This is a genomic window from Flavobacterium flavipallidum, from assembly GCF_038289905.1.
In the GTDB taxonomy this organism is placed as follows: domain Bacteria; phylum Bacteroidota; class Bacteroidia; order Flavobacteriales; family Flavobacteriaceae; genus Flavobacterium; species Flavobacterium flavipallidum.
Window position 1 is genome coordinate 76,076 of the sequence record NZ_JBBYHU010000002.1, and the last position, 12,492, is coordinate 88,567.

The window sequence follows — 12,492 nt, forward strand, 5'->3', positions numbered from 1 at the left end:
CTAAAAACGCTTAATTGTTTACTTTGATTTTCTCTACTTTTCTTCCTTTGAAAGCAAAAATATATTCGCCATCATCAGTAATATCAATACCTGCTCCATATTGAGGACTTCCTCCCTTACCTTTGGACTGAACAGAACCTTTGGTTTCTCCATTAGTCATATCAATACCGTAAATAATATTTTTACTATCTCTTTGATCTCTCAAGAAATAATTATCACCTATATGATAAAAATAATCTACTCCTTTAATTTTCTCCGTAGCATACACTCTGGAACCATCTTTCTTATTGTAAGAAGCCAATCCTTTCTCTGACAGAACAACTACTTTATCCCCAAAATCAATTACATCTGTTGCTTTACCCACTTTGGCATCATTATGTTTTACATCAAATAATTGTTTACCTGAAGCAATATCATAACCATAAAATTCATCTCCATCTCCTACAAAAACAGTTTTATCGTTATCTATAATCAAATCGGTTATGCGTTTATCAAATTTTTCAGATCTCCAAGAAGTTTTACCCGTTGCATCATCCAAAGCAAGAACACTATTTTTTTGTGCTTTATAATCCCAAAAGATATAAGGCACCCATTCTTTGACAGAACTCCCTAAACCATAAGTAGTAGTCTCTAATCGATATTCCTGAACCTGCACTTTTCCTCCTACCTGAACCATCACTTTATTGCCGGTTTTATAAATATTTGGCATACATAAAGCACCAGTTATTTTCTCAGAGGCCCAAAGTAATTTTCCGGATTCTAAATCGTGTTTTTCTACATATTTTGTTCTGTCTCTTGTTCCTAAAATAACAATATAAACTGCGTCTTCGGTGAATAATGGCTGGGCTAAAGTTCTGTAGATCTTAGAACGTTTTCCTCCACTAAACATACCGCCATTAGCTCCCTGCATATCATTCTCATAAATAGCCTCCCATAGTTTTTGACCATTATTGATGTTAAATACCTGAATTCCGTCTAAATACATAAACAACTTATCGCCTTTAACCCAAAGATCTATAATAGCTCTGCGTGTTACCAATTCTTTCTCAATTGTTCCTGTAAAAGTGGCATCCCAAACAACATCACCATTAGAAGCGTTAATCTTAACCAGTTGATTTTTAAAACCTGCAAACAAAGCTCCTAAAGCTGTTGGCTTAAAATTCACCATTATGATTTCGTTTCTTTTTGCATCATAGATGTATTTACCTACACTTCCTTTAAAACGATTTGTTTCCCAGATTTTCTCACCATTCTTTGCTTTTACTAAAATAACCGAAGCTCGTTGTGAAATTAAAAAAGCATCCAACTCAAAAATATATTTCACGGTCTCCAACTCTCCCTGATCAACACCTTCTTCGGCCTTAGTTCCTTTTGGAATTAAATCCTGATAAGCTTCAGAATTCCATAATTCTTTTCCTGTTACAATATCAATACAGGCTACTCTGTCTGTACCCAATTTTCTTTGATCAAAAAGAAAAATGTAACCCCCTTTTTCTGTAAAGATGGTAAATTGCATTTCGGATTTATTGGTATTATTGGTCGTGATTTTTTTATAATCACCATTCCAAATTGCTTTACCTTCTCTATCTAATGCAGAAGCCGAATTATCATCGGTTCCTACAACCAAATTTCCTTTACTGTTTACAACAGCTAACCTAGTCGCTTTGTTCTCAAATTCAGATTCCCAAACCGTTGAAAAACTTCCAGTTTTTTTTCCTGCACTTCCTCCTGAAACGGCACTTTTAGCCTTTTCTAATAGCTTCCCAAATTGGGCCGATGCCGGCAATGTACTTCCTATACAGAAAGCTAACATTATTAAAGTAATTTTTTTCATTTTTTGCGTTTTTAAGTTGTTTGTATTTAAGTTATTGTGTTTGATTTAATCTAAAATGCAACTGTGTATCGGATTTTATAACGTTGCTGTTTTTGTAGTTTAAAATTGAATTTGTGATCCAAGATGTATTCCGAAATAAAATTGGTAAACATCGCATTATCGATATCACTATCCACTTTGAAGAATGTAGAAACCTTACCGTTTTGAATCACTCCAATATCGGCGACTATAGTTCCTTTTACATCATTAAATTTTTTAGCTTTCTTTTTCAAAAAATCTTCTGATTTGAATACGGCATCAACTTCTGCAGTAACTGCTTCACTTACTACTTCTTCATCTGTCAAAACTTTTCTTTGGGCAAAAACTGGATTTGAACAAAACAGAAAAAGAAGCCCTAGAACTAAGGCATATCGAAATAATTTCATCTTTGTATAATTTAAAAGTTACTACACAAAGTTGATTTTTTAATAAAAGGGAATCAATACGATAAAATGCGTATTTTTAAAATTGAATGTGTGAAAATTGCGTATGTAGAAATGCAATTTTAGCTTGTAGTTTGGCTACAAACTTAAGATGACTTTCTGATTCAGGATTAAACGGACGATGATTTAAACCACTTTGAATACTTCCTATTTCTTCCAAAATCGGAAAAGCTGATTTAGCAAGTTGTGTTTCCTTAAATCGTTGCCAGATATAATCTATAGCCACCTGATTAGGATGCAACATATCTTCGGCATAAAATCGATAATCACGTAATTCGTCCATCATGATTTCATAGCTCGGAAAATAGTTATGAGTGGTTTGTTGTGTATTATCAGTTGAATGTATCGCACTGATTAAATGTGCCTTACTCAGATTATTTTCTACAAAACCATCTTTGATATGACGTACTGGCGAAACCGTAAACGTAAATTGAGCATCGGGATTTATCTTTTGAATCAATGCAATAGTATTGGTAATCGAATGCTGTATTGTTTCAATCGAAAGAAGTTCTTTTGCAAACTTTTTTTGTGGCACTTTATGACAATTGGCTACTATCTGGTCACTTTCTAAATGACGATAAACCCAGGAAGTACCATAAGTAATGATACAGTGGGTAATTATTGAAAGCTGATGATTTGTTGAATCGATTAATTGATTTAATGCACTTAAAAAAGCTTCTTTGTCAGGATTAGACAACTCCGAATGTACTTCAAAACAATGCCATAAATCATTGTGAAAGAGAATATCTTCTTCCGTAAAATATTGTTTCGTAACACTACGCTCTATTAGTTTCTCAATAGAAAGCGGATTGAAGATAATCCCGAAAGGGTTGCAAGTATTTTTAAATTTATAATAATCCAATTTGGCTGCCATATTGACGGCAAAGCAAGAACCCAAACTTAGAATTTCGGAATAATAATCAATAGGATACTGATTCTCTGAAATAGTTATTGCGGTACGAAATTGCATTGGATATTTTTTCCAAAAATAAGTATAAATTATTAATACAAATATTGGATTTTAGAATAATTCGGATTATTCAAACTTGCTTCAGACTCTTGCTCAACTGGATAATTATCAGTGTCATATTTATAAGTTGAAGTATACATTTTTGCAGCCGATATGGTTTGAGATCCTTCAAAAACTGTCGTTTCAGCAACTGTCATGACAACATTATTTTTAGAAATAAGAGCTCCTTTATCAAGTAATTTTTCATAACCTAAAATACTGAAATAAGGATTATTGTAAGTGTCATAATCAAAAGTAACTTTTGAAGTAATCACTTTGTCTTCATCAACAACATCATAAAAACATTCTTTCTTTATGAGATTAGCATTTTTAAAATACAAAACACCATGATACACTTTAATACCTTCTCCTTCAGCTACGTCTTTATATTTCTCAAAAGTTACCGTACCATCCGTATTGTGCGTATAATTGATTTCATAATCTTCAGAAGATGTTACTTGAACCAATTTCTCATTATCATATTTGTAATGTAAGACTGTAGTAGTCTCTTTCTCCTTATTATAAATTACAATTTTAGTTATCAAACCATCGTTGTAAGTATAATCAATTTTTTGCTTAGAATTTTCAGCGTTAAGAATTTGATTTTCAATATATTTAAAAACGGAATTTTCTGAGACACCATTCTCGTTCGTCTCTATCATTTTGACAAAGTTTTTACTTTTATCGTCTTTGTCATTAGCACATGAACTTAAGAAGCTAACAATGATAGAAATCAAAAAAAATATTTTGGTTAATTTTTTCATATCGGTTAGGTTAATTGAACTTGATATTTTTGGGTCTCCAAAACTAGATATTTAATACAGCTACGCCAACTAAACAAGTTCAACGACCTAAAAAATCGTTCAAAGACTATTTATAAAATAAAAACGAGTCTTTTTTAGACTCGTTTTTTAACATGTTAATTTTTATTATTTTTTTGACTTAGAAGGTTTATAAGGATGTTCTTTTAATTCTACAACTAAAAACTTAGCGGTCTTACTTCCCACATTTTGAGTCACATGAGGACGTTCCGGTTCGCTTACCCCTGATTCACCTGCTTTCATTTTATACATGGCTACTTTCCCATCCTGATAACTTACTTTTAAATTTACATCAGTTAAAGCATAATAAAAATGTGCCGGGTGCGTGTGCATGATTGTTTTTTTTCCTGGTTCAAGTATCATTTCTGAAGCATGAATCAATTTTGAATTAGCCAATTCTCTCCCCATATTATCCATACGCATCATCTGTGCCGAAAGATTAAAATGACACAGCAAAAAAAACAAATAACTACCAATTTCTACTAATATACTCCTTTTCATGATTCTCAATATCAAAATCAAAACATTGAATAACAACACAATAACAAAGTTACAACTAATAAATACAGTCTCCTAAATTGTCAAAATATTTTTCTCTGGTAATCAAAAAAAAGCATATTTATATTTCAATAAAAACTCAAAACAGAACAACAACAATTTTTTAAAAAACATAATTGCAATAACCATAAGACTTAATTTTTCATCGATTAAAAACACAGGCATAGCGGTTTAAAGAGTTTTTTTTCCTTTCAACGATTTTAAGTTGTTTCAAAACAAAATGCATCTACATTTGACACGTATAGCATTACAACTACTATGAAAAATATATTCAACCCTGTTTACAGACACGATTTTTTAGAAGGTTATTCTAATGGTCAAAATCCTTATTCAAAAGCAAATAACAACACTTCAAATTTGGCTTTTAATGAAGGTTTTAATTCAGGCAGACTTGATTATGAAAGTCTAAACGGAAATATACTAGACGGAATTCCGAAAAAAATTATTAACGAAAAAATTTTAGATGAATTTCTGTTAGCCGGTTTATTAGGTATCAATGTTGATACTGATGGTTACACCCATTTCCAGATTAGTATTTTGCTAAAATGGTATCAAAGCGGTATTGAGCAATACGATCCTAATGAAAATAATTACTTGCTAGATATCCTGGAAGAAAACGGAATAGAAGTTAGACATACAGAAAAATAAAATCCCATTAAAAAGAAAACCCTTTTAGTTCACTTTCAAACTAAAAGGGTTTTCTATTATAGTGTACTTTGGAATTTATTTCACAAAATCTATAGCTTTTGCTAAAGCTTCTGGAATTCCAGCTGCATTTTTACCTCCTGCAGTAGCAAAGAACGGCTGTCCTCCACCGCCACCTTGGATAAACTTCCCTAACTCACGAACAACTTGTCCGGCATTTAAGTTTTTCTCTGCTACTAATTCTTTCGAAATATAGCAGCTTAACATTGGTTTTCCTTCTTCGGCAGTAGCCAAAACTAAAAACAAATTATTCCCTAAATTGCCCAACTCATACGCTAAATCTTTCGCCCCCTCTGGGTTCAAATCTACTTGTTTTGCCAAGAATTGAACGCCATTTACTTCCTGAAGTTCATTTGCCAATTCGGCTTTCATATTTTTAGCTTTCTCTTTCAACAAAGCTTCTATCTGTTTTTTTAACTTCGCATTTTCATCCTGCAATGAAACCACTGCTTTTACAGCGTCCTGAGGATTTTTTAATGCCGATTTAATTTCGCTCAACAATTCTTCTTGCGAAGCAAAAAACTGTCTTACACCTTCTCCGGTAATCGCTTCAATACGACGAATTCCAGCTGCCACAGCTCCTTCCGAAACAATTTTGAAAGACCAGATATCAGCTGTGTTGTTTACGTGAATACCTCCACACAACTCCATACTGTCTCCAAATTTAATCGCACGAACATTATCACCATATTTTTCACCGAATAATGCCATTGCACCTTCGTCTAAAGCTTGTTGGATAGGAATGCTTCTTCTTTCAATTAATGGCAATTGCTCCTGAATTCTGGCATTCACAAAATCTTCCACCTGTTGCAATTCCTCATCCGTTACCTTTGAGAAATGAGAAAAGTCAAAACGTAAATTTTTAGGATTTACCAATGATCCTTTTTGTTCCACATGAGTTCCTAAAATAGCACGCAAAGCCTGGTGCATCAAGTGCGTAGCCGAGTGATTTTTAGAAGTATTGATTCTTAAATCTGTATTTACTTTTGCAACGAATGAAGCCGTAAGATTTTCAGGCAATTTTTTAGCAAAATGCAAAATCAAATTGTTTTCTTTCTTTGTATCAATGATTTCGATTGTTTCATTTGCTGAAACTAAAACTCCTTTATCTCCTACTTGTCCTCCTCCTTCTGGATAAAACGGCGTAGCATCTAACACAATCTGGTACATTACCCCATCTTTTTTAGAATCTACTTTACGAATACGCGTAATTTTCACTTCATTTTCCGTTTGGTCATAACCTACAAATGATTCTACATTTCCATCTACTAAAATCTTCCAGTCATCGGTAGAAACTTCAGAAGCTGCGCGGGAACGGTTCTTTTGTTCCTGCATCGAAGCATCAAATTCTGCTTCATTAAACAACATGCCTTTCTCTTTCAAAATCAAAGCTGTCAAATCTTTTGGAAAACCAAAAGTATCGTATAATTCGAATGCTTTTACTCCAGAAACTTCCGTTCCTTTTGTTTCATCCACTACATTTTCTAACAATTGTAATCCTTGATCTAAAGTCCTCAAGAAAGAAGCTTCTTCTTCACGAATTACATTTGTAACCAAAGTTTGTTGTTTTTTGATTTCTGGGAAAAACTCACCCATTTGATCCGCTAAAACAGCGACTAATTGGTTAATAAAAGGCTCTTTGGTATTTAAGAAAGTAAATCCGTAACGAATCGCACGACGTAAAATACGACGAATTACATAACCTGCTCCGTTGTTTGATGGCAATTGTCCATCGGCAATCGCAAAGGCTACCGCACGCACGTGATCTACAATAACACGAATTGCAATGTTGATTTTGTTTTGCTCTTCGCTAATATTTTTAACTTCGTTTGAAGTATATTTTAATCCTGTAATTTGCTCTACTTTTTCAATCAAAGGTGTAAATACATCCGTATCGTAGTTTGATGTTACTCCTTGCATCGCCATACACAAACGCTCAAATCCCATTCCGGTATCAACGTGTTGTGCTGGTAATTTTTCTAACGAACCATCGGCTTTACGGTTGAATTCCATAAATACGTTGTTCCAGATTTCAACTACTTGCGGATGATCGGCATTTACCAGACTGAATCCAGAAACAGCAGCTCTTTCGTCGTCTGAACGTAAATCGATGTGAATTTCAGAACAAGGTCCGCATGGTCCCTGATCACCCATTTCCCAGAAATTATCTTTTTTGTTTCCAAGGATAATTCGGTCTTCCGAAACGAATTGTTTCCAGATATCAAAAGCATCCTGATCAAAAGGCACATTCTCTGCTTCGTTTCCTTCAAAAACAGAAACATACAAACGGTCTTTGTCTAATTTCAACACTTCAGTCAAAAATTCCCAAGCCCATGGAATAGCCTCTTTTTTGAAATAATCTCCAAAAGACCAGTTTCCTAGCATTTCAAACATGGTGTGGTGATAGGTATCAAAACCTACATCTTCTAAATCGTTGTGCTTTCCTGAAACACGAAGACATTTTTGTGTATCGGCAATACGATTACTTTTTGGTGTGGCGTTTCCTAAGAAATACTCTTTAAACTGTGCCATACCTGAGTTATTAAACATCAAAGTTGGGTCGTCTTTTAGAACAATAGGAGCCGAAGGAACAATTAAATGTCCTTTACTTTCAAAGAATTGTAAATACGCTTTGCGAATGTCTTGTGATTTCATTTTTATTTTTTTTTGCCACTAAGGCGCTAAGGCACAAAGTTTTTATTTATTTTTTTTTTTACTCCTAAATTCAACAATTTTTAAATCACTGAATTTTTAGCTCTTTCAATCAATTTTATATTATATTTAATACTAAAAAAAGGGTCGAACAACTAAAACATTTATTAAATTTGTTCAATGCGCTTTTTTTGGAGCTGCAAAAATAGGGTATTTTAAAATATGGCGAAAGTAAAATATTATTACGATTCTGAAAATCTGGCATATCGCAAAATTAAAGTCAAGAAGAGAAAAAAAGTAGGCTTTGTAGCCTTGTTTTTACTAGCTTCAGCTTTATTTGGATTTCTCAGCTTTGTTCTTTTATTAAACACTCCCTATTTTGACACCCCAAAAGACCGCTTGTTACTTCGTGAAATTGAAAATCTGAAGCTAAATTATGCCGTTTTGAATAAAAAAATGGATCAGGTTGATAATGCCATCGAAGCCATTGAAGAACGAGACAATAATTTATACCGCACTTATTTCAATACGGCACCTATTCCAGCAGAAGAAAGAAAAGTAGGTTTTACTGATGTAAATCGATACAAAGCGCTGGAAGGTTATGACAATACCCAACTGGTTTTACAAACGACTAAACGAGTGGATGTATTAACCAAAGAATTAGCTATACAATCCAAATCCTTAGATTATATTTTAAAACTCGCTAAAGAAAAAAACAAATTATTAGCTGCCATTCCTGCCATCCAACCTGTCAGAAATGAAAATTTAAAACAAATGGCATCTGGTTTTGGTTATCGCACAGACCCTTTCACCAAAGTAAGAAAAATGCACGAAGGCATGGATTTTACAGCAAAAAAAGGAACTCCTGTTTTTGCCACAGGTGACGGAGTTGTAAAACAAGCTGACAACAGAGCGTCAGGATATGGTAATCATATTGTGATTAGGCACGGTTATGGATACGAAACTTTGTATGCGCATTTGAGCAAATACAATTGCAAACCAGGACAAAGAATAAAACGTGGAGACATTATTGGTTATGTAGGAAGCACAGGACGATCAGAAGCGCCACATTTGCATTATGAAGTACATAAAGATGGTCGTGTCGTAAATCCGCTTAATTTTTATTATGGTAATATTTCTGCTGCAGAATACGTTGCTATATCTAAATTAGCTAACCAAGAAAATCAATCTCTGGATTAGTATTCAGTGTTCAGCTTTAGAGTAATCAGTCACTTGATTAACGTTTTTTGACTGTTAATTGCTCATTTTAGAATTAAAATATTGGAATTTGGAATTTATTAATTTGGAATTTAAAAAAACATGCACATAGAATTACAACCAGGAAAAAGATACTATAGCATTGGTGAAGTAGCCAAAGCATTTGATGTCAATGCTTCATTGATTCGTTTTTGGGATAGTGAGTTTGACATTTTAAAGCCTAAAAAGAACGCCAAAGGCAATCGAATGTTTACACCCGAAGACATCAAGAACCTTCAGCTCATTTACCATTTGGTTAAAGAAAGAGGTTTTACACTTGAAGGCGCTAAGACCCATTTGAAAGAAGGACAAAAGAAAACCTTAGACAAATTTGAAATTATTAGCAAACTAGAAGCTATAAAAGTACAGTTGACTAATATTAAAAATGAGTTATGAGTTAGAAATAAATAAAAATAAATTAATAAACTTTAAATTAAACAAACATGGATTTTAAAAGATTTTTACCTTGGATTATAGGTGCAGTTATTATTTTTGGAATTTACGGCTGGGTTAAAGGAATCAACAACACAGCAGTAACTTTAAGTCAAGACATTGAAGAATCTTGGGGAAATGTACAAACAGCTTATCAAAGACGAAATGATCTTATTCCAAACATTGTAAGTACCGTAAAAGGTTATGCAGAGCATGAAAAAAGTACTTTGACAGCAGTAATTGAGGCTCGTGCCAAAGCTACCCAAACTACAGTAGATCCAACTAATATTACACCAGAACAACTAGAAGCTTTCAACAAAGCGCAAAGCGGAGTAAGTAGTTCCCTTTCAAGATTATTAGTATCAGTAGAACAATATCCTAACTTAAAAGCAGACCAAAATTTCTTGAAATTACAAGATGAATTAGCTAGTACAGAAAATCAAATTTTAACGGCTCGTACTCGCTTTAACGAGGCTGTTAAACCATATAACACCCACATCAAAACCTTCCCAAATTCATTGTTTGCAGGTATGTTTGGTTTCAAAGAAAAAGCCTATTTCAATGCTGTTGAAGGTGCTGATAAAGCTCCGGAAGTAAAATTCTAACAGATTGCAGATTTTCGATTAACGATTTTTGATTGCAGAATATAAACTTCTACAATCAAAAATCGTTAATCTTCATTCAAAAATAATTCCCATGTCAAAAGTAGAAGATTTTTTAACTCCAGCAGAAGAACTCGAAATTGTTAAAGCTATACGAATAGCCGAAAAAAATACTTCTGGTGAAATTAGAGTGCACATCGAACGAACTACCACTATGGACGCTTACGAACGTGCCAAAGAGGTGTTCCATGAATTAAAAATGGATGAAACAGCTCTTAAAAATGGTGTTTTAATTTATCTAGCGGTTGACGATCATAACTTTGTGATTTGTGGTGATAAAGGAATCAACGATGTTGTTGGTGCTGATTTTTGGAACTGTACCCGTGATGCCATGGTAGTGCAATTCAAACAAAACAATTTCAAACAAGGACTTGTTGACGGAATTTTAAGAGCCGGAGAACAGCTTAAAAAATATTTCCCTTGGCAAGAAGGCGACACCAATGAATTATCTAACGAAATCTCAAAAGGATAAATAATGAAAATTCCAACTCAGAAAAACTCAAATTCCAAAGGAATTTTTCAATTTGTACTCTTACTATTTGTACTTTTTTCTAGCAATTGTATCTTTTCACAATTTACCATTCCGGAAAAACCTAGTTTGCAAACTTCGGTTTATGATTACGCCAAACTCTTTAACGAGAATGAAAAAACGCAACTGGAAGAAAAACTCATTCGCTATTCTGACACTACAACTACACAAATTGTAGTCATTACCATAGAAAGCTTAAAAGGCGAAGATGTTAGTTTACTGGCTACCAAATGGGGTCAAACCTGGGGAGTTGGAGGCACAGCCAAAGACGACAACGGAGTGATTATTCTGATTTCTAAAAACGATAGAAAAATAGCCATTAATCCTGGCTACGGTTTAGAAGATAGATTGACAGCAGGAATTGGTGGTGAAATCATTAGAAATATTATTATTCCTGAGTTCAAAGCAGGTAGTTATTACAACGGTGTTGACAAAGGAACCGATGCTTTATTTGACGTTTTTAAAGGCAAATACAAAGGGACTCGAAAACAAAACCAACAAAAACAAGATTTTCCCATCTTGCCATTCATTATCATCATTGTTTTTATCATCATTTTAGCTTCCAGAAATAAAGGTGGTGGCGGAAATTCAGGCAATAATGGCGGTGGCGGCCCTAGTTTATTAGATGTGATTATCTTAAGCAATCTAGGTCGAAACAGCGGTGGTTTTGGTGGAGGCTTTGGAGGTTCTTCAGGCGGTGGTTTTGGTGGAGGCGGCTTCGGAGGAGGATTTGGCGGCGGAGGATTCTCTGGCGGTGGTTCTAGCGGAAGTTGGTAAAGCAACGAATACATTATTCAAATTATATCTAATAAACCACTTCATTTTGGAGTGGTTTATTTATTTTACCGAATAGCTTTTCAAAAGATTCTAAAAATTTCTTGACTGATTTATAAATTTATTTATCTTTATCCTGATTTTAATTTAAACCAGCCAGATACAACCGTATATGCTTTCACAAAAAACCAAATACGCTCTCAAAGCCCTACTCTATCTAGCGCAACAGGAAGCGAATCATATTTCTAAAACTACTGATATTGCCGAATCGGCTAATATCCCTAAAAAGTTTTTAGAACAGATTTTATTGGATTTAAAACGTGGGCATTTAGTAGGCAGTAAACAAGGAAAATTAGGCGGATACTACCTTTTAAAATCCAAAGACGAAATCACTTTAGCCGATATTCACCGCTTATTTGATGGTGCTATCGCATTATTACCCTGTGCTTCTTTAAATTTTTACGAACGTTGTTCAGATTGTACGGACGAGTCAGAATGCCTGCTACGACACGGCTTGATGACCATTAGAGACGAAACTTTAAAGGCCATGCAAGGGATTACTATCGCTTCTCTAGTGAACAAATAAAAAAAATATTTCTTTAATTCTACTATTTTTATAGAATTTATATATATTTGCATCGATTTACAATTATCACTATAATTATTAAACGATGAAAACAATTCAAACAAGCTTCATTCAAAAAAGCGCAAAAAAAGAAACATTATCAAATTCAAATACAACAATTCATTATTGCATGATGTGTATATGTCAGTAAA

At 33.7% G+C, this 12,492-nt stretch carries 13 protein-coding genes; 7 read left to right on the forward strand and 6 right to left on the reverse strand.

Going from position 1 to position 12,492, the window contains the following annotated elements:
• Nucleotides 1–10: 10 nt before the first annotated feature.
• The 5 genes from AAEO59_RS01690 to AAEO59_RS01710 all read right to left on the reverse strand — a co-directional run bounded on the left by AAEO59_RS01690 (nt 11) and on the right by AAEO59_RS01710 (nt 4,647).
• Nucleotides 11–1,834 carry an outer membrane protein assembly factor BamB family protein gene (locus AAEO59_RS01690; protein ID WP_341699016.1) on the reverse strand — a complete coding sequence of 608 codons (1,824 nt, stop codon included), beginning with the start codon at nt 1,832–1,834 and terminating at the stop codon, nt 11–13.
• Nucleotides 1,835–1,884: 50 nt separating this feature from the next.
• On the reverse strand, nt 1,885–2,259 hold the full coding sequence (locus tag AAEO59_RS01695) for a hypothetical protein (protein WP_341699017.1): 375 nt from the start codon (nt 2,257–2,259) through the stop codon (nt 1,885–1,887).
• A gap of 76 nt (nt 2,260–2,335) precedes the next feature.
• Entirely contained in the window at nt 2,336–3,286 is a 951-nt protein-coding gene (locus AAEO59_RS01700; RefSeq protein ID WP_341699018.1) for a GSCFA domain-containing protein, read from the reverse strand.
• Between the two features lie 32 nt (nt 3,287–3,318).
• Nucleotides 3,319–3,987 (reverse strand): hypothetical protein, encoded by a 669-nt coding sequence (locus tag AAEO59_RS01705; RefSeq protein WP_341699019.1) that lies wholly within the window; start codon nt 3,985–3,987, stop codon nt 3,319–3,321.
• Nucleotides 3,988–4,254: 267 nt separating this feature from the next.
• A complete protein-coding gene (locus AAEO59_RS01710) occupies nt 4,255–4,647 on the reverse strand; it encodes a cupin domain-containing protein (protein WP_341699020.1) in 393 nt (130 codons plus the stop codon).
• A 315-nt stretch (nt 4,648–4,962) separates the two neighbouring features.
• Between AAEO59_RS01710 and AAEO59_RS01715 the strand changes: the two genes are divergently transcribed.
• Complete coding sequence (locus AAEO59_RS01715; RefSeq protein WP_341699021.1) at nt 4,963–5,352, forward strand: hypothetical protein; 390 nt, start codon at nt 4,963–4,965, stop codon at nt 5,350–5,352.
• Between the two features lie 75 nt (nt 5,353–5,427).
• On the opposite strand, the gene alaS is transcribed toward AAEO59_RS01715, so the two are convergent.
• Entirely contained in the window at nt 5,428–8,064 is a 2,637-nt protein-coding gene (alaS, locus tag AAEO59_RS01720; protein ID WP_341699022.1) for an alanine--tRNA ligase, read from the reverse strand.
• Between the two features lie 219 nt (nt 8,065–8,283).
• Here alaS and AAEO59_RS01725 point away from each other — a divergent pair, with 219 nt between their 5' ends.
• The 6 genes from AAEO59_RS01725 to AAEO59_RS01750 all read left to right on the forward strand — a co-directional run bounded on the left by AAEO59_RS01725 (nt 8,284) and on the right by AAEO59_RS01750 (nt 12,301).
• Nucleotides 8,284–9,261: a M23 family metallopeptidase gene (locus tag AAEO59_RS01725; RefSeq protein WP_341699023.1), complete on the forward strand. Its 978-nt coding sequence runs from the start codon at nt 8,284–8,286 to the stop codon at nt 9,259–9,261.
• Nucleotides 9,262–9,381: 120 nt separating this feature from the next.
• On the forward strand, nt 9,382–9,714 hold the full coding sequence (locus tag AAEO59_RS01730) for a MerR family transcriptional regulator (protein WP_026713247.1): 333 nt from the start codon (nt 9,382–9,384) through the stop codon (nt 9,712–9,714).
• Nucleotides 9,715–9,761: 47 nt separating this feature from the next.
• Nucleotides 9,762–10,355: a LemA family protein gene (locus AAEO59_RS01735; protein ID WP_278034994.1), complete on the forward strand. Its 594-nt coding sequence runs from the start codon at nt 9,762–9,764 to the stop codon at nt 10,353–10,355.
• Between the two features lie 91 nt (nt 10,356–10,446).
• On the forward strand, nt 10,447–10,884 hold the full coding sequence (locus AAEO59_RS01740; RefSeq protein ID WP_341699024.1) for a TPM domain-containing protein: 438 nt from the start codon (nt 10,447–10,449) through the stop codon (nt 10,882–10,884).
• A 3-nt stretch (nt 10,885–10,887) separates the two neighbouring features.
• Nucleotides 10,888–11,718, forward strand: a complete 831-nt coding sequence (locus tag AAEO59_RS01745) for a TPM domain-containing protein (RefSeq protein ID WP_341699025.1) — start codon at nt 10,888–10,890, stop codon at nt 11,716–11,718.
• Nucleotides 11,719–11,887: 169 nt separating this feature from the next.
• Nucleotides 11,888–12,301: an RrF2 family transcriptional regulator gene (locus AAEO59_RS01750; RefSeq protein ID WP_278034989.1), complete on the forward strand. Its 414-nt coding sequence runs from the start codon at nt 11,888–11,890 to the stop codon at nt 12,299–12,301.
• Nucleotides 12,302–12,492 lie beyond the last annotated feature (191 nt).